Annotated in this window: 15 protein-coding genes and 1 pseudogene; 5 read left to right on the top strand and 11 right to left on the bottom strand. The window is 43.4% G+C overall.

The genetic code is table 11. From position 1 onward, the window contains the following. Nucleotides 1–180: 180 nt before the first annotated feature. The 7 genes and pseudogenes from RMY31_RS25080 to kdpA all read right to left on the bottom strand — a co-directional run. Nucleotides 181–348 (bottom strand): annotated as a pseudogene (locus tag RMY31_RS25080) (IS4 family transposase); the annotation flags it as partial. 5 nt (nucleotides 349–353) lie between these two features. Then, a complete protein-coding gene (locus tag RMY31_RS25085; RefSeq protein WP_322665080.1) occupies nucleotides 354–1,778 on the bottom strand; it encodes a HAMP domain-containing sensor histidine kinase in 1,425 nt (474 codons plus the stop codon). Continuing rightward, nucleotides 1,775–2,152: a response regulator transcription factor gene (locus RMY31_RS25090; RefSeq protein ID WP_322665078.1), complete on the bottom strand. Its 378-nt coding sequence runs from the start codon at nucleotides 2,150–2,152 to the stop codon at nucleotides 1,775–1,777. The genes RMY31_RS25085 and RMY31_RS25090 overlap by 4 nt, the downstream gene beginning before the upstream one ends. Before the next feature lie 365 nt (nucleotides 2,153–2,517). Continuing rightward, complete coding sequence (gene kdpC, locus RMY31_RS25095) at nucleotides 2,518–3,156, bottom strand: K(+)-transporting ATPase subunit C (RefSeq protein ID WP_322665076.1); 639 nt, start codon at nucleotides 3,154–3,156, stop codon at nucleotides 2,518–2,520. After that, nucleotides 3,156–3,425: a potassium-transporting ATPase subunit F gene (locus tag RMY31_RS25100; protein ID WP_322665074.1), complete on the bottom strand. Its 270-nt coding sequence runs from the start codon at nucleotides 3,423–3,425 to the stop codon at nucleotides 3,156–3,158. The genes kdpC and RMY31_RS25100 overlap by 1 nt, the downstream gene beginning before the upstream one ends. A gap of 270 nt (nucleotides 3,426–3,695) precedes the next feature. Further along, nucleotides 3,696–5,828 (bottom strand): potassium-transporting ATPase subunit KdpB, encoded by a 2,133-nt coding sequence (kdpB, locus tag RMY31_RS25105; RefSeq protein ID WP_322665072.1) that lies wholly within the window; start codon nucleotides 5,826–5,828, stop codon nucleotides 3,696–3,698. A gap of 194 nt (nucleotides 5,829–6,022) precedes the next feature. Next, on the bottom strand, nucleotides 6,023–7,768 hold the full coding sequence (kdpA, locus tag RMY31_RS25110; protein ID WP_322665070.1) for a potassium-transporting ATPase subunit KdpA: 1,746 nt from the start codon (nucleotides 7,766–7,768) through the stop codon (nucleotides 6,023–6,025). Nucleotides 7,769–8,100: 332 nt separating this feature from the next. On the opposite strand from kdpA, the gene RMY31_RS25115 reads away from it, so the two are divergent. Together RMY31_RS25115 and RMY31_RS25120 are read left to right on the top strand one after the other, a co-directional pair. Then, nucleotides 8,101–9,204 (top strand): HAMP domain-containing sensor histidine kinase, encoded by a 1,104-nt coding sequence (locus RMY31_RS25115; RefSeq protein ID WP_322665068.1) that lies wholly within the window; start codon nucleotides 8,101–8,103, stop codon nucleotides 9,202–9,204. Between the two features lies 1 nt (nucleotide 9,205). Next, nucleotides 9,206–9,880 carry a response regulator transcription factor gene (locus tag RMY31_RS25120; RefSeq protein WP_322665066.1) on the top strand — a complete coding sequence of 225 codons (675 nt, stop codon included), beginning with the start codon at nucleotides 9,206–9,208 and terminating at the stop codon, nucleotides 9,878–9,880. 30 nt (nucleotides 9,881–9,910) lie between these two features. On the opposite strand, the gene RMY31_RS25125 is transcribed toward RMY31_RS25120, so the two are convergent. Together RMY31_RS25125 and RMY31_RS25130 are read right to left on the bottom strand one after the other, a co-directional pair. Then, the gene (locus RMY31_RS25125) at nucleotides 9,911–11,236 is read right to left on the bottom strand and encodes a response regulator (protein WP_322665064.1); all 1,326 of its coding nucleotides are present in this window, start codon (nucleotides 11,234–11,236) and stop codon (nucleotides 9,911–9,913) included. Nucleotides 11,237–11,373: 137 nt separating this feature from the next. After that, on the bottom strand, nucleotides 11,374–14,190 hold the full coding sequence (locus RMY31_RS25130) for an ATP-binding protein (RefSeq protein WP_409878367.1): 2,817 nt from the start codon (nucleotides 14,188–14,190) through the stop codon (nucleotides 11,374–11,376). A gap of 104 nt (nucleotides 14,191–14,294) precedes the next feature. Here RMY31_RS25130 and RMY31_RS25135 point away from each other — a divergent pair, with 104 nt between their 5' ends. From RMY31_RS25135 to RMY31_RS25145, 3 genes are all read left to right on the top strand, one after another. Beyond that, complete coding sequence (locus tag RMY31_RS25135; protein WP_322665060.1) at nucleotides 14,295–14,513, top strand: hypothetical protein; 219 nt, start codon at nucleotides 14,295–14,297, stop codon at nucleotides 14,511–14,513. Nucleotides 14,514–14,520: 7 nt separating this feature from the next. Next, nucleotides 14,521–14,946, top strand: coding sequence for a type II toxin-antitoxin system VapC family toxin (locus RMY31_RS25140; RefSeq protein ID WP_322665058.1), 426 nt, complete (start codon nucleotides 14,521–14,523; stop codon nucleotides 14,944–14,946). 263 nt (nucleotides 14,947–15,209) lie between these two features. Then, on the top strand, nucleotides 15,210–15,365 hold the full coding sequence (locus tag RMY31_RS25145; RefSeq protein ID WP_322665056.1) for a hypothetical protein: 156 nt from the start codon (nucleotides 15,210–15,212) through the stop codon (nucleotides 15,363–15,365). A 51-nt stretch (nucleotides 15,366–15,416) separates the two neighbouring features. Here the strand turns inward: RMY31_RS25145 and RMY31_RS25150 are convergent, their stop codons facing one another. Together RMY31_RS25150 and RMY31_RS25155 are read right to left on the bottom strand one after the other, a co-directional pair. After that, nucleotides 15,417–16,574: an ankyrin repeat domain-containing protein gene (locus RMY31_RS25150; RefSeq protein WP_322665054.1), complete on the bottom strand. Its 1,158-nt coding sequence runs from the start codon at nucleotides 16,572–16,574 to the stop codon at nucleotides 15,417–15,419. Next, complete coding sequence (locus RMY31_RS25155) at nucleotides 16,564–17,376, bottom strand: hypothetical protein (RefSeq protein ID WP_322665052.1); 813 nt, start codon at nucleotides 17,374–17,376, stop codon at nucleotides 16,564–16,566. Before RMY31_RS25155 ends, RMY31_RS25150 begins: the two co-directional genes overlap by 11 nt. Nucleotides 17,377–17,444: the final 68 nt, after the last annotated feature.

The following is a 17,444-nucleotide window of genomic DNA, read 5'->3' on the forward strand; positions in this document are numbered from 1 at the left end:
TGCTCTACCAAACACATTTGGTCTATTATGCCTGCCACTATCCCACAGTGGTCAATATCTTGTACTCTTATTTCTGATACTGATGCTGTCATTCATAAAAAATACCATTAATCTTTTCACTTACCTGCGGAATCTAGGCTATACGATATGGATCGGAGGCGGAGCGTCTCCGGCTCCGCACATCAGTGCATCAAAGATTAAGTGTGTGCCTGCTTCAATCAAAATTACTAATCTGACTTTGGGAAACGCTGCTTGTGTACCCGGACGGCTGCCGGGACGACCAAAAACTCTCGCATTCTCATCACTGTCTGGAACATCAAAACAGGTGCCATCAATGACTACGAGTTGTTAATTTATTTGTCTTTCAGCGGCAAGTATACGGTAAAGGTTGCACCTTGCTTGGGGCTGCTACTGGCTATAATGCTACCTTGATGGGCTTCAATAATCCGCTTGGCGATCGCTAATCCCAAACCATTACTACTACCTTTGCGTGAGGGGTCTGTTGTATAAAATTGCTCAAAAATTCGGGGTAAATCATTCTCATTTATGCCTTTTCCCTGGTCTTGAATTTGAATAACAGCTTGTTTTCCTTGGCTGTATCCAGAAATAACCACTTGAGAGTTGGCTGGTGAGTGTTTGATTGCATTATCCAACAAATTGAGAATCGCCTGTAATAATCGTTCTGGATCGCCCAATATAATTAGGTTATCCACATTAACTTGTGTAGAAATTCTTACAGAACGCATTCGCGGTTCAACTGCATTAACAGCACGATTAATCAATCCATGTAGCGAGATGGCTTGCTTTTCTAGTTCAGCAACTCCTGCTTCTAAACGTCCTAAATCTAGCAAGTCATGGATTAATTGTGATAAACGCTTGGTTTCATTTTCGATAGTTTGGAAAAAGCGATCGCGTAAATCCGGTTCTTCATATGCTCCTCCTTTGAGTGCGTCTACTGTTACCTGAACGTTACTGATAGGGGTACGTAATTCGTGGGAGACATTGGCTAAAAATACCCGTCGTTCTTGGTCTAGGGAAGCTAACCGCTCGCTCATTCGGTTAAGTTCCGCTGCCAATTGATCTAACTCATTATTTTCATGGATCGTTAGCTTATCGCCAAAATGACCGCCACCCAAGCGAATGGCAAAGTTCCGCATAATTTCAATTGGTTTCGAGAGACTACGAGCAAAGCGACTGCTAATTAATGCACACAGTATAATCGTTACTGCTAACGTTCCCAAAATACTCCAAATTACCTTAGCAAACTGTCGCTGAAACTGCTCCAAAGTCATAGACATACGGATTACACCCAATAATTTACCCTTACGCTCAATGGGTCTAGCAATGTAGAGGCGATCCTCGTTTGATAAAACGCCTTTGGCAATTCCTTGTTCTATATGATTTTTTAGAGCTTCCCGCATTCCCGGAACTAGCTGCCAATCTTTCACCTGACTATCTAACTTTGGGTCAGAAGTGGCTATCAGACTGCCTTGTTGGCCAAAAACCCGCAGTGTTACACTTTGTGGTGCGCCATACCGTTTGACTAGCACCTTTACCCGTTGAATATCTTTTTCTTCGAGTGCATCTGCAACACTTTCACTCAACGCACTCGTCCAGTTATCTAAATCTGCTTGTCGCGATCGCATGAAGTAATCATAGAATGACCACAGGATATAACCTGCCATCAACGATGTGCCAAAAGCTGTCAGCATGAGGTATGTGGCTAACAACTTGGCATGAATCGTATTTAATTTAATCCGAGGTAGCCAGCCTGTCATGAAGGCTGCTCTCCAGAACGACGACGCAACACTGCTTTGATGCGTGCCAACAGTTCGCGGCTGTTGAAGGGCTTAGTCACATAATCGTCTGCCCCTGCTTCTAAACCCCAAATTTTCTCAATATCTTGATCCTTAGCTGTCAGCATCACAATGGGGACATTGGAAAAAGCTCGAATTCGCCAACAGACTTCCATACCGCCAACTTCCGGTAACATGAGGTCAAGCAAAATTACATCTGGTACTTGCTTGTGGAATTGTTTGATAGCACTATGCCCATCGGCGGCTGTACTCACTGTATAGCCTTCTTTTTGTAGTGTATAGGTGAGACTCTCACACAGGGCTGCTTCATCATCCACGAGTAAGACGTGTGGCATTTTACATTCTTAATTTAAGACGACTTTTGATAATTATAATTTCTGTAGTCATCTAGATTTCTGACATCTTTCTTTAGATATAAATTTTATTTATATCTATAAATCAGAAAATAAAATGCTGTCTGCCAGCCAGGGAAACATTTTCTGTCTCCATTCCAAAATAAAAAAGGAATATAGGACTTATATTTGATTTTTGAAAACAACTCAGTACACTTTTATTTCTTAAAAAATCACAATTCATAAATACATCTGAGTAATCTGAACCAATCAATAATTACAGGTTTTTCAAAGAGTAGTAATAGGCAATTCAAAATGAGGAAATGTAGTTGAGGGCAGTTTTTTAGCCTTATATAATAACTGCCTGACTAACTTACAGACTTTAATCCATCTAAAGCGAGATTTAATTTCAAGACGTTGACTCCTGGTTCCCCGAAAATACCGAGAAAGCGACCGTTAGTGTTTTGAGCAATCAAAGTTTCTAGCTGTTGGGGTTGAAGTCCTCGCGCCTTGGCGACGCGGGCAATTTGTGCTGTGGCAGCTGCGGGGGTAATGTGCGGGTCAAGGCTGGAACCAGAGGTGTAAACCAAATCGGCAGTAGGTTCTACGCCGACTGTTTTCAGACGATTTAAGTCACCTTCGACTCGTTTGTTGGGGTCATCTTTGCCTTGGATGCGTTCTAGTAATGCTGGGTTACTGGGGGCTAAGTTGCTAGCACCAGAAACTCCTGTTTGCAAAACTCCGGCATCATCTTTTTGGCGATCGCCAGTACTATAGTTAGTGGTACTGGGGCGACTGTTAAAGTAGCGATCGCTAGTGAAAGGTTGACCAATTAAGGCAGAACCCAAAACTTGACCTCGCTGATTTTTGATCAAACTGCCGTTTGCCTGGGATGGAAATACAATCTGTCCAAAAGCAATCATGACAAACGGATAAATAATTGCTGCTATTACCCAAAGTACTAAAGTAGAACGAATTGCTCTGCTAGCTTCACGTGCAAAACTCATTAGAATTTCTCCGGTATAAACATGACGAAAAACAAATAAATTGAAAGACTTAGTGTCACCAGTCCCAAAAGTCCCACAGCCCAAGCTTGAGTGCGAGAAAACTGTTCGCCAGTGGCAGCGTAGACTAAAGGTGCAATCACGAGGTTGAAGCACATTGCCAAGAATAGATACAGTGGCAGTTTTTGTTTGCGCCATTGAGTCCATATTTCAGTTATTCCTGCAAGTACTTGCACAGAGACTTGAGGTAGAAGAATGGATATTAGTTTCATAACAGTTTTGAGTAGTTTGAAATTAATAGGACTTATACCAATTCGTAATTCGTAATTCGTAATTCGTAATTAAGAAAGTCCCATTTAGTCTAGGTTTCTGGATTTGGATCTGTATCATTATTTTTGGGAAATGGTATTACGCACAGGGAACGGAATATCGAACCACAGAGAAGCCAGTGCGTTGTGCGGGTTCTCCGACTTGAAGCAACTGGCGCGACGCAGAGTACACAGAGAAATAAGAGTTTGAGAGAGTTTTTGCGTAATTCCTAATTAAGATAAAGGCAAGATGACATCGATGAGTTTGATGGCGATGAAAGGTGCAATGATGCCGCCCACACCATAAATCAAGATGTTACGTTGCAATAATTGATCTGCTGTCAAGGGACGAAACTTCACTCCTTTCAATGCTAGGGGAATGAGTATCGGAATGATGATGGCGTTGTAGATGAGTGCGGAGACGATCGCAGATTGAGCGCTTTTTAGTCCCATAATATTTAATGCGCCAATGCCAGCAGCCGCAAAGATAGTGGGAATAATGGCGAAATACTTAGCGATATCGTTGGCGATGGAGAAAGTTGTCAATGCGCCACGAGTAATCAGCAGTTGTTTGCCAATAGTCACCAAGTCAATGAGTTTGGTGGGGTCAGAATCTAAGTCCACCATGTTGGCTGCTTCCTTGGCGGCTTGCGTTCCAGAATTCATTGCCAAACCCACATTTGCTTGCGCTAGTGCTGGTGCGTCGTTAGTACCATCCCCAGTCATCGCCACCAGCTTACCTTCTGACTGTTCGCCGCGAATTACGCTAATCTTGTCTTCTGGTGTGGCTTCGGCAATAAAATCATCAACTCCTGCTTCTTTGGCAATCACCGAAGCTGTAATTCGGTTGTCACCAGTGAGCATAATTGTTTTCACGCCCATCCGCCGCAGTTGGTCAAATCTTTCTGGCAAACCGGGTTTCACCATGTCTTTGAGGTAGATGACACCATAAATCTGGTCGTCTAAGCAGACTGCCAAAGGTGTACCTCCCAAACGGGAAACTCGTTCATAGGCTGCGTCTACATCCTGGGGAATATGACCGCCACGGGAACGAACAAATCCTTTGATTGCATCCACTGCCCCTTTCCGCACTTGCTGCCCATTGGGTAGGTTAGTGCCGCTCATGCGGGTTTTAGCAGAAAACTCCACACCCTCTGCTTTACTAGTGTTAAAGTCTATTCCCACTTGGTAATTGTCTGCTAAGTTGACAATTGACCTACCTTCTGGTGTTTCATCAAAGACGCTAGCATCTCTAGCAACTCGCGCCACCTCTTCGACTGAGTAACCATTCACGGGAATAAACTCATCAGCCATGCGGTTGCCCAAGGTGATAGTGCCTGTTTTATCTAGCACCAGCGTGTTAATGTCACCGCAAGCTTCAACTGCCCGTCCAGAGGTAGCGATAACATTAAATTGAGCAACTCTGTCCATCCCAGCAATACCAATTGCACTCAGTAAACCACCAATAGTTGTGGGAATTAAAGCTACCAACAGCGAAATCAGGATGGCGACACTAGCACCCGCACGTAAATTGTTGCCTGCATCCGCACCAAACACAGTACTGATAAAGCTGGCAATGTAATTAACGAAGGGGGGCATGGTTGCGACTACAATCAAGAATACCTGTGTTAATACTGCTAGCAATACTGTCAAGGCAATTTCATTAGGAGTCTTGGTACGTTCTGCACCTTCTACTAAAGAAATCATGCGATCGATAAAACCCTGACCGGGATCGGCACTAATCCGAATCGTCAACTCATCTGAGAGTAGGCGCGTTCCTCCTGTCACCGAACTAGCAATATCTGTGCCTGGTTGTTTGAGTACCGGGGCAGATTCCCCAGTAATGGCAGACTCATCCACCGAACCAATACCCTGAATTACATCGCCATCAGCGGGAATCATGTCATTAGCAATAACTTTTACCAAATCGCCCCGCCGCAATTCTGTAGAATTGACTTTTTCAATGATGCCATCGGGCAAGACTTTACGAGCTATAGTATCTGATCGCGTCAATCTCAGAGAATCTGCCTGAGCTTTACCGCGTCCTTCGGCAACAGCTTCCGCGAAGTTGGCAAATAAGACTGTAAAAAAGAGAATCAAGGTAATTAAACCGTTTAACAGGCGTTGCTGATTTGCTTCTACCTGTAATGTGCCAAACAAATTAGGGTCAAGAGTTACTAGAAAAGTGACAATTGTCCCCACCCAAACAATAAACATGACTGGGTTTTTGACAGCTGTTCGCGGATTGAGTTTAATAAATGACTCTTTAATCGCTCTTTGGTACAGTCCTCGCATATCTGCCTTGGGGGTATGTTTGCGCGAGTCACGAGTTCCGGTTACACGGGATGGATTAGGTTTGGTATTCATAGATTGGGGACTGGAAGGAGAAGGGAGACAAGGGGCAGGGGGAGTAGGGGGAGCAGGGGGAGATAAATGAAGTTCGGAGGTAAATGAATCGAGTTCTGAGGGAGATGAATCAAGTTCTGAGGTCGATGATTCGAGTTCTGAGGTTTATACTTCAAGCTCTAACTCTCCCCTGCCCCCCTGCCCCTCTGCCCTCTTCAGCCGATGCCTTTGCCGATTAAGAAAGCTTCACCAACAGGCCCCAAGGCCAGCACGGGGAAGAATGTTAGTGCGCCTAAGATTAAAATTACGCCAGCGGTTACACCTGTAAATAGTCCGGTGTCGGTTCGCAATGTGCCAGCAGTGTAGGGAATATGTTGTTTGCGAGACATGCTATCGGCAAGCAACAATAACCCAATAATCGGGATGTAACGCCCTGCTAGCAAGCTGAAGCAAGTACTTAGGTTCCACCACAGGGCGGTTACAGTTGGTTGCGTACCTGTGGCAATAGCTAATGGTGATGGTTGGGAATCTCCCAAGCCTTCAAACCCAGAACCATTGTTAGCAGCGGCGGAGGCATATTCGTAGATGACTTGAGCAAACCCGTGAAAACCAGGATTGCTAATTCCTGAAAGTTGGTCGGGGAATGCTAAGGCTATGCCCGCCGGAATCATAATTGAGATTGGGTGAACCAAGAGAATCAGGAAACTGGCAAGCACCACTTCGCGCTTTTCAATCTTGCGTCCGAGAAATTCTGGTGTGCGTCCCACCATCAAACCTGTGGCGAACACTGCCAATATTAGATAAGCAAATAAATAAGCTGTTCCCGTACCTTGTCCGCCCCAAATTATTTGCAGGAACATATTAGAAAGAGTAATAAAGCCACCGTTGGGCATAAACGAGTCGTGCAAACTGTTAACTGCACCGCACATAGTGCCAGTTGTAGTAGCGGCAAACAATGCAGACTGCGCCCAACCAAACCGGACTTCTTTCCCTTCCAAATTGGGTTGCGGATTTCCTAGCAGTGCATTCACCGCCGGATTGCCGTTATATTCCCCAATAGCAGTAATGATTATAAATGCTATGAAAATTACCCCAACCATGCCGTAAACTAACCAAGCTTGCTTGATGTTGTTGGCAAAGATGCCATAGGTATAAATCAAGGCTGTGGGAATTGAAAGCATTGCCACAATCTGAATTAAGTTAGAAAAGCCATTAGGATTTTCAAATGGGTGTGCCGAGTTGATGGCGAAAAACCCGCCGCCGTTCTCTCCTAATTGCTTAATGATTTCAAAGTGGGCAACAGGGCCGCGAGCGATCGCCTGACTGATGTTAGGGTCTTCTAGTGTCGGAAATACTGCCGGGCCTGCTAGTGTTTCGGGAACGCCAGCTGCCATCAGGGCGATACCTCCCACAATACAAATAGGTAATAAAATTCGGGTAATCGAGCGAATCAAGTCTACATAAAAGTTACCCAACGGTCTACCAGTCAAGCCGCGAATAAAAGCAATTCCTACTGCGATGCCTGTTGCTGCTGAGACGAACATGTGATAACCCAGTCCCCACATTTGGCTGGCATAACTCATGTAGGTTTCACCAGAATAGTGCTGTTGGTTGGTATTGGTAATGAATGAAATAGTGGTATGTAGGACTGTGTCCCAGGTTGGCGCACCGATCTTTGTGGGATTAAAGGGCAACCATCCCTGATTCATGATGATGAAGAAAATCAGCAACCCCATGACAATGTTGCTGTACAAAATTGCCCGTGCATACTGCCAACCTGTCATATCTTCTTTAGTTTGAACCCCAACTAAAGAATAAAGCGATCGCTCAATCGGGTTTAAAATTGGGTCGAGAAGAGTACGTTGTTCCAGGAAAATACGCGCCATGTATCTCCCAAAAAAGGGAGTAATCGCTACCACAATTAATAGCGTTAACGCAATTTGAATCCATCCTTGGAGCATAATTTGTAATTCGTAATTTAAACAGTAAAAACATTAAAGTTACTTGTATTAATTTAGATCGTCGAATTATTTAGTAATAAAAACAAGAGATAGAAGATATAAAATCAAGCTTATTTTTAATCTATATACCGTTTACTTTTTCTATATCTAGTGTTTATGGCGTTTAGTTATCTTCTAAACTTCTCTCTTTCCTCTCTTTGCGCTCTTGGCGGGCAGTTCGTTAAAAGAAGTTATCGAACCACCAAGTCGCAGAGAACGCAGAGAGAATAAACTGAGATTTCCACGTATGTTTTATAATTGCTATAGTTAGACAAATACCTCATAAAGAAAAAATGAGATTATTTCCAGCTAAGTTACTGGCTAATAACTCACAATTTGGGAAGTTTTCAGTTATATTGGGGCTGTTTATTGGTGTCATCTTTATGGAGTTTGAGACACCAACAGAATATGTGTTTGGATATCTTTATACAGGCCCAATATTATTGACAAACTACTGGTTTGGGGGAATTGCAACCTTTCAGACGACGGTAGTTGCTGTGTGCTTAACTCTTTTGAACCTTGTTGTACCAGAGGGTGAATTAGCTAAAGTATCCACAGTCGCTAGCCGACTCATCGCAGCAATGGCATTGATTGTCACAGGTATTTTAAGCGATCGCCTCCGTCGTTCTCAAGAAGCGATCGCCTTGACTCGTGCCAAGCTAGAAGCACAAGAAGAATTAGTTAGACTGCGAGAAGATTTTGCTTCCACACTTACCCACGATTTGAAAACGCCACTTTTGGGCGCAATCGAAACTCTCAAAGCCTTTGAACAAGAAAAATTTGGTGCAGTATTGCCAGCACAGCAAAAAGTTTTAGCCACAATGAAACGTAGTCATGAAACTTCTCTGCAACTCCTAGAAACCTTGTTAGATATCTATCGCAACGATACTGAAGGTTTAAAGCTGGACTTAGCACCTGTAGATTTAGTTGTCTTGGCAGAGGAAGCAGCCAGCACTCTCACAGAGTTAGCAGCAAATCGCCGCGTTCATCTCTCGTTTAGCTATGGCGATTCTGATTGGCGGCAATCGCTGTGGGTTCAGGGCGATGCGTTGCAACTGCAACGGGTTTTCACTAATCTCTTAGTCAATGCTATCAATCATTCTCGGCGTGGCGATCGTGTAGAAGTTGTATTGGAACCGCAAGCATCTTATCAAGTTGTAAAGATTTTAGATACAGGTGCGGGTATCCAGCCCGAACAGTTTCCTCATTTATTTGAGCGATTTTATCAAGGGCATAGCGAGCGCCAAGCCAAAGGCTCTGGATTGGGGCTTTATCTATCTCGGCAAATTATTGAAGCTCATGGAGGTATAATCTGGGCAGAGAATAGAGTACCATCTGGTGCTATCTTTGCTTTCAAACTTCCCGTTTATCCGTTTCAGTCCTCTGTAACTGTGTGAGATGCTGCCTACCTCCATCAAAATTCTCTTAGTTGAGGACGATGAACTCTTTCGTTTGGGTTTGCACGTGCGATTGCAACAAGAAACTGGCTTAGAGATTATTGCTGAGGCTGAAGACGGTGAAACAGCCCTTGAGTTAATCAAACAAAATCCTGTTGATGTCGTACTTTTAGATGTGGGATTGCCAGGGATCGGTGGCATTGAAGCGTGCAGACAAATTAAACAGCAAAATCCCAATCTACCAATCTTAGTTTTAACTTCCCATTCGCAAAAACCATTAATTACCCGATTAATTGAAGCCGGCGCTCAAGGTTATTGCCTCAAGGGAATTGCTGCGGAAAAATTAGTATTGGCACTCCGTTCTGTAGCTGCTGGCGCATCTTGGTGGGATGAAACTGCCACAAAAGAAATTCGTTCTTCCTTTGAGTCGGGTTTGTACCAACCTGAGTTAGAAAATATCTCCAAACCTGCCAATCCTTTAACCCAGCGCGAACAAGAAATCCTGTCGCTTTTAGCAGCTGGAAAAACCAATCAACAAATCGCACTGGCACTCTACATTACACCGGGAACAGTTAGAGTGCATGTCCATGCCATTTTACACAAGTTAGAAGTTAGCGATCGCACTCAAGCTGTTATTGTTGCTTTACAAAAACGGTTGATTAAAAAAGAAGATTAAACTGGTTTGTGTATTTACTTGTAAGGATTTTTATATCTTCTGCTGAAATGCGGCAGCATGAGGTTGAATTGGAAGTGTAATCGCAAACTCTGAACCCTGTCCTGGAACTGAATGAACGTTAATAGTACCACCGTGTTTTTCCACAATGATTTGATGGGCGATCGCCAAGCCTAAACCTGTTCCTTTACCAATGTCTTTGGTCGTGAACAGGTGGTCAAAGATTTTTTGTTTAACCTCTTCAGACATACCAATTCCGTTATCTTTAATTGATATCAAAACACCCTGCTGGTTGTTGGTTAATGCCGTTTGGATCGTAATTTGATAATTTTGAGCTGGAATATCTTCTAGCGCTTGTCCTTGATGCATATCTTCCAGCGCATCGATCGCATTGGCAATAATATTCATAAATACCTGATTTAGCTGTCCTGCAAAGCATTCCACCTGCGGAATATTGCCGTAGTTCTTAATGACTTCGATCGCCGGACGCTTTGCATTAGCATTTAGGCGATGTTTGAGAATCAGAATTGTACTATCAATGCCCTCATGTAAGTTAAAAACAACAGGGCGATCGTTATCTACACGAGAGAAGGTTCGTAAACTGGTACTGATATCCCGAATTCGGTGGGCACTGTCTTGTAGTGATTGCACCAATTTGGGCAAATCTTCACGCAGATAGTCGAGTTCAACGTCATTGAGTTTGTTTTGGATGGGGGCTGCGGGCTGCGGGTGATACTCTTGGTAGAGAGCAACAATTTCAAGTAAGTCTTTCATATATTGCTCCACATAAGTTAGATTGCCGTAAATGCAACCAACGGGATTGTTAATTTCGTGGGCAACTCCTGCAACCAACTGCCCTAAAGCAGACATTTTTTCACTCTGCACCAGTTGAACTTGCGACGCTTGCACCTCTTGTAAAGCGTGAGAGAGTTGGGCAGTGCGATCGCTAACTTTCTGTTCTAGAGTTTTCGTCAAGCTGCTCAGATGCAAATGAGTTTTCACCCGCGCTAAAATTTCTTGCTCTTGAAACGGCTTAGTAATGTAATCGACCGCACCCAGATCAAACCCTTTCACCTTACTGTCAATATCTGCCAATGCCGTCATAAAAATAATCGGAATGTTGCAAGTTGCCGGATCTGCCTTAAAGCGACGGCAGGTTTCAAACCCATCAATTCCAGACATCATCACATCCAGTAAAATCAAAGCTGGCTCACTGTGCTGTGTATGGTTCAGCGCCCGTTCTCCACTCAGAACACTTGCCACCTCAAAGCCTGCATCAGTCAGTGTCTCGGAAACAACTTCAATGTTCGCTGGCGTGTCATCAACAATTAAAATGTATCCGGTTGTGGATGTAGACATGGCTTTTTCAGGAATTAAATAAGTGAGCGATATTAAATTAAGAAAGAATATATTTTTTGAAAAACAGGGATATTAACTGTAAACTCCCTGTATCAAACTTTTTATGTGTATATTAATTACGAATTACGAATTACGAATTACGAATTAGCCAAATATTGCTGAATTAGTTGTTCAATTTTCTCTGACTGAAATTGTTTTGCCAGGTGCAATACTTGTTGAATGAAAGGATTGTATCTAGCATCCACTTGAACGATTTTTTCAGCTTCTTCTTTGAGTTTTTTCAAGCGATCCTGTTGGGCGAGAACTAGCAATTGTTGTAAGTCCTCAACTGGGGGCAAAATCAATTCATTGAGGTCTTCCGACTGTTCTACAATCGCCTCGGTAGGTTCATATCTCCAAGTAAGTTGCAAGAATTTCTCTAGCAAACTAAAAAGTTCATCGGTGTGAACGGGTTTTGGTAAAAAGTCATCGCCACCAGCATCAATACTCATCTGCCGATCGATTTCAGCTACTGAGGCGGAAGAAACGATCGCCTGCAAATGCTTCAAGTCTTCAGAACTTCGCAGTTGCTTCAGCATCGCGAATCCGTCCATGATTGGCATAGCTAGGTCGGTAATAATTAAATCGGGCTGTTGCTGTCTCGCCTTTGCTAAAGCCTCTTGACCGTTTTCGGCTTCGGTAATTTTGAAACCGAGTGGTTCTAGTAGATTCGCTAACACAGAACGATTTTCCCAGCGATCGTCTACGATGAGGATGTGTCGTGGCTGTCCTTCGTAACCGATGATTTGCTGTCCAGAATTCTTAGAATTTTGTCGCACCCAATCTGAAGCGCTCGCCACTTCCACCTCAAAGCTGAAATTGCTCCCCACACCAAGTTGACTGTTGACTTGAATCTGTCCGCCCATCAACTGGACAATTTTTTGGCTGATGGCAAGACCTAACCCTGTGCCTTCAGATTGACGATGGCGATCGCCCACTTGTTCAAATGCCTGGAAAATTTTCTCAACTTGATCTGGTGCAATTCCGACTCCGGTATCTTCAATTTGGAATTCGATCCGACGAGAAGGCTTTTGAGCATTATCCGTTACTTCCACTTTCAGGGTGACTAAGCCTTTATCTGTAAATTTGATTGCATTCCCCAACAGATTTAGCAACACCTGACGCAGACGCTTTTCGTCAGCTTGAATGCCTTCCGGCAGATGAGGGTCAGGTTGATAAACAAAGTCAATACCTTTTTCGTCAGCCCGAATACGACAGATTTCGACAACACCTTGCAGGAACGAAGGAAAATGCAGCGCTTTAGGAGAAAGTTCTAGCTTGCGGGCTTCAATCTTAGATAAGTCTAAAACGTCATTAATTAAAGTCAGCAAATGAGAGCCGCACTGGTGAATAATGTTGATGCCATGACGCTCTTTCTCAGGTAATGCTTTGGAACGGTTGAGGATTTGAGCATAGCCGAGAATACCATTAAGAGGCGTTCGCAGTTCGTGGCTCATGTTAGCCAAGAATTCGCTTTTAGCTTGGTTAGCGGTATCTGCCGCTTCCTTAGCATCTTTCAGTTCAGCCGTTCGTTCAGCAACCCGCGTTTCCAGTTCTGTGAAAGATTCTCGCAATTGCTTTGCCATGCGATTGAACGATTGTGCTAGCACCCCTAGTTCTTGGAAGGGTGGTTCTTTCACCTGTTGATTTAGCTGATTGGCAGCAATAGCTTCTGATGCTTGACTCAGCTGCAAAATTGGCTGAGTGATCCAACGAGAAGTATAGACACCCAAAATGGTAGCTAACGTCAATGCTCCCAAACATAGAAGAATCGTTGTGCGCGTATTGGCATTAATCTGTCCCATGAAGTCAGACTCTGGTACAGCAACCACAACTAGCCAATCCAATCCCCACTTGTCACGCCAAGGTGTTACCTGTACAAACTGACGTTGACCATTGAGTTGAAACTCCAGTGATTGATTGTTCTTGATTTTTTGCAGTTCACCAAAATGCTCGGTTAAATATTTTGCAGTTGAGCGAATCAGAGGGTCTTGGCTGTTAGATGCGCTGAGTCGTTCGGCTTTACCATTACTGAGTGTAAAAGGCTGTTCCTTGCTAGAACTGGCAATTAATAGTCCATTACGTTCTAGGATAAAAGTTTTTCCGGCTCGACTGACTTTCAATCGCCGCAGAAAATCACCAATCTGCGTCAATCGTTGATCGACTCCAATAACACCAATCAGGTTTTTGTTTTTGTCGTAGACTGGGCGATTTGCAGAAACAGATAGGGTGTATGGCGGAGACTGCCACTGATAAAGAGTCCAAGTTGGTTTGCCTGCTTTTGCAGGTTCTTGATACCAACCTTCTTCTTTGGCAGTGTAAGGGCCATTGTTAATTGCCAGACTAGTACGATTTCCTTGACTATCAGTATTGTAGATGTACCAATTCTGGTTACCGTTGCGTCTTTGAGAAACTTCATCAACAGTGACTCGACCATCCTCAAAGAAACGTCCAGAACCTGTGAACTCGCCTGTTTTAAATGCAAAGCCGATGTAGCCAATGTTATATAGTTGCAGTTGCTTCCAGTAAAACTGTCCTAGATGTTCAAAATCTTCAGGCTTGAGCAATCCCAGATCCATCGCATCCCCGTTGCTTTGAGCAAGATGACGCGCTGTGCTGAGATAGCTATCAAGATGCTGATCCACGCGATCGCTCACTTCACGGCGCAGTTGTGATGCCAGATTGTTGACCGCTTTCTGTCCATTCCGTAGGGATAGATATCCAGTTAAGCCTACCGCTGCGAAGATTTGCAGCACAAATGGCACAATCAGAACTAGTCTCAGAGGCAAGGAGCTACTAAATTTAACACTCGGCTGAGTCACGGCTGTGGACACTCCAATCCTTTTAAGTACTAGAGTACCCATGTGTCGCAGTTGACTATCATGACCAGGGGGAGTGAGCCAGCAGGGCTTCAAAAGCAATTATCCAAGCTAGTAGATGCCCATGAACTGGTATAAGCAATTGTCAGTTTGGCGAATTAAGACTATCCTCAGTTAGTCCAATAGTAATATCTGATGATATGGGAGAAAAAACTATAGCAGCTGTGTTTGATGGCAAAGTCTTCTATCCTCTTGAGGAAATCGTCCTGCCAGTTAATACCCGTGTGCGCTTAAGTATTGAACTTTTACTGCCTGACGAACAAGAAACCACATCATTTCTAGCCACCGCGCGATCGCTCAAATTAGAGGGGCCGCCTGATTGGTCTGCTAACATTGACAAGTATTTGTCAGGTCAGTAACCTCAGCATGAAGTCTGAAGTTTTTCTTGATACATCGTTTGCGATCGCTTTGTCTGCACCCTGCGATCGCTTGCATCAGCGAGCTGTCCATTTAGCTAAGTTGTTAGAAGCAGCAGGCACACGCTTAGTCACGACACAGGCAGTTATGTTGGAAATTGGCAATGCTTTATCCCAACAACCCAATCGTCATGGTGCAGTAATCTTATTGAATTCTTTGGCAGCAGATCCAAAAGTAGAAATTGTGCCTCTGTCCTCAGAACTTTATGAGAGAGGATTCCAACTATATTGCGAACAACCTGAAAAAGAATGGGGTTTTATTGATTGCGTATCTTTTATTGTTATGCAATATAGTGGTATTACGGAAGCATTAACTGCCAACGAGCATTTTCAACAGGCAGGATTTCGCGCCTTGCTGCGAGAAGTTTGGTCTTAGTCAAGATTAGTGGCGATCGCAGTGAAAGTCCCGAAAGGATTTATCATCTATAACTGCGCTTCTTGTCACAAAGGAAGATACTGAATCTGTCCTTCCAATTCCCCAGCTAGGCTGCATTCTAAAATTATGAAAATATCCTCTATCACTCGTCCAATCGGCGCATCAAAGCTGACCTCGATAACCCCTGGCATAGCAACTTTAACATGATTCCTGCTCGGCTTTACGAGTAAGTAATCTATCGCGCAACCCTTGAGGATCGAATCTTGTCTGGTTCATCCTACGAATTTCTTGTGCTTGCTGCTGTCGCTGCTGTAGTCTCTAGTGGTGCAGGTTCAGCTACGATTGCTAGTGCCATAAATAATGTCAAGAGCTATACTTTGATGGTAGCAAACGTCTGTCCGATGCAAGACACATGGTAGATTGTGTCCGCCTCTACAGCGAGGGCGATCGCACTGTGGTAAAACCTCAAGTTAGCGATGAAGAAGTTCAGAAATATTCATCAACTCTTTGCGTTCTGCTATGTCTATAGGTGTCTTGCCTTGACTGTCAGGAATATTTAGATCGGCACCTGCTGCTAATAGCAGTTTGACTGCTTCTTCTTGACCAGTTTCTACAGCGAAATGCAATGCAGTCCGGCTGATACCGTCACCCCGAAAAAAGATAATAACCTTATCGTCAGGTTTGGAGAGGATGTTTATGTCTGCTCCTGCTGCAATCAAAACTTTCGCTGCTTCTATAAAGCCTTGATTGATTGCTAACATCAATGGCGTTCTTCCTTGAAGGTCACGAGGGTTGAAATCTGCTCCTGCATCAATCAAAATTTGTATAATTGTGAGCAATTTTTTGGAAATATTGTTATCTGCTTCAGCCAATCCTTGTCCTGATAGCATTTGGTTAAACTTAGGAGCATAAAAAACTGCTACAAGCGGTGAGAATTCATGCATTCCTATCTTATTGACATTTGCTCCAGCAGCAATCAATGTGCGTACAATCTCAACATTTGCCCGTTTACAAGCTGCTGTTAAGGGTGTATCTTGACCAGTCTCCCTTGTGTTAACATTGCATCCTGCATCTAACAGTAACTGGACAATCTCTGGTGTACTCTTTTCTGCTGCGTCAACCAATAAACGAAAACCTGTCCCAAATTTGACAGCAGCCCCAGCATCAATTAACATTTTCACAATTTCAAGATTACCTTTGCGAACTGCCTTTGTTATGGAACACAATCCAGGGTTTTCGTTGTTCCAATTAGGGTCGGCTCCTCCATCGAGCAGTATCTTAGTAATTTTTGTATAGCCTTTATCAACAGCAAACTCTAGAGCATCAAAGGTAAAAAATTCTTCAACTTTTGCATTAACATCAGCTCCAGCTTGAATTAATGCCTGTACAATATCTGCTCTCTCCTGCATTGTGGCAGCAATTAGCAGCGTTGGTTCGTTCTTCTTTCTACCTTGGCGCTTTTCTGTTTCCACCAGTTGCTGAAAGAATTCAGTATCTTTGGCTTGTGCAGCAGTTGAGAGGCGATCAAATACAGCATTTGCTTTCTCTGCGGATATAGCCTGTGTAGCTTCGTCTTTATTAATAGACTGAAACAGCATTTCAACCAATTTATTTAATTCATTCTGCATCGTCTTCATCCAGTTGCTTGGGTTCTTCTTTTGCTAAAGTTTCTTTGATACAAACCCAATCAGCACGTTCAATAGTGTTCTCAGATCTTTTCTCAACTGCTAATGTGGGTTTTCCGTTATCAGTAACTGGGTAACAAGCGGGTAAATAAATGCCTAGTTCAGTAAAAAATGTGTTGACAAACTGCACCCTTGGTTCAGTATTCACGTCGTATTCTTGATCGGAATCATAATCTTCATCATCTTCAGGACACCAGTCAAAATTTATATCTGGTTTTTCACGGAACTTTGATTCAAAGTGGGTATCATCAGCATTTACAAAGCGTTCCCAACGCTCACCATTGTTGAAAAACTCGTACTCAATCGCTACAGATGTATCCTCTTCCATCAATGTAATTGCTTTTGTTTCAAATCTGGCGGAGAGTTCCTTCGCTTCTCGTCGAACATCCTGAATTTCATCTCCAGTAAGATTAAATAGCGATCGCAAAATCACAGTCCATTCATTACCACGGACTTGAACAAAGGGAATTGCCCACTCAAGTTCTTCGTATTCTTCACTGCTTCTCAAAGGCAGGTTTTGCTCCCAATGAATTTCTCGGCTAGCAATATTAATTTCCTTCATGCGAAAGGTTTTGTAGTCCATTCGCTCTCTAATTTTTTGTGCCTGGGAAAGCTCAATAAATGCTTTTACTGTTTCCTCAATTGGTGCTTTAACAGCAATTAACGAGTACTCTGGATGTCCGTTGTAGATAAACTTGAGAAAATCGACTACACCCAATTTTTGCTCTTTTAAGAGTTCTTTCACAACTAATCTCGCACAACTTACAACCCTATACTTCCCTGTTATCGCTGTGATTTAACAGTTTAATTAGG

The organism is Dendronalium sp. ChiSLP03b (assembly GCF_034531165.2).
Taxonomy (GTDB): Bacteria; Cyanobacteriota; Cyanobacteriia; order Cyanobacteriales; family Nostocaceae; genus Dendronalium; species Dendronalium minutum.

Bases quoted from the DNA above. Each gene is read 5' to 3' on its own strand.
- RMY31_RS25085 (WP_322665080.1), bottom strand. From the start codon at position 1,778: ATGACAGGCTGGCTACCTCGGATTAAATTAAATACGATTCATGCCAAG.
- RMY31_RS25090 (WP_322665078.1), bottom strand. From the start codon at position 2,152: ATGCCACACGTCTTACTCGTGGATGATGAAGCAGCCCTGTGTGAGAGT.
- kdpC (WP_322665076.1), bottom strand. From the start codon at position 3,156: ATGAGTTTTGCACGTGAAGCTAGCAGAGCAATTCGTTCTACTTTAGTA.
- RMY31_RS25100 (WP_322665074.1), bottom strand. From the start codon at position 3,425: ATGAAACTAATATCCATTCTTCTACCTCAAGTCTCTGTGCAAGTACTT.
- kdpB (WP_322665072.1), bottom strand. From the start codon at position 5,828: ATGAATACCAAACCTAATCCATCCCGTGTAACCGGAACTCGTGACTCG.
- kdpA (WP_322665070.1), bottom strand. From the start codon at position 7,768: ATGCTCCAAGGATGGATTCAAATTGCGTTAACGCTATTAATTGTGGTA.
- RMY31_RS25115 (WP_322665068.1), top strand. From the start codon at position 8,101: ATGAGATTATTTCCAGCTAAGTTACTGGCTAATAACTCACAATTTGGG.
- RMY31_RS25120 (WP_322665066.1), top strand. From the start codon at position 9,206: ATGCTGCCTACCTCCATCAAAATTCTCTTAGTTGAGGACGATGAACTC.
- RMY31_RS25125 (WP_322665064.1), bottom strand. From the start codon at position 11,236: ATGTCTACATCCACAACCGGATACATTTTAATTGTTGATGACACGCCA.
- RMY31_RS25135 (WP_322665060.1), top strand. From the start codon at position 14,295: ATGGGAGAAAAAACTATAGCAGCTGTGTTTGATGGCAAAGTCTTCTAT.
- RMY31_RS25140 (WP_322665058.1), top strand. From the start codon at position 14,521: ATGAAGTCTGAAGTTTTTCTTGATACATCGTTTGCGATCGCTTTGTCT.
- RMY31_RS25150 (WP_322665054.1), bottom strand. From the start codon at position 16,574: ATGCAGAATGAATTAAATAAATTGGTTGAAATGCTGTTTCAGTCTATT.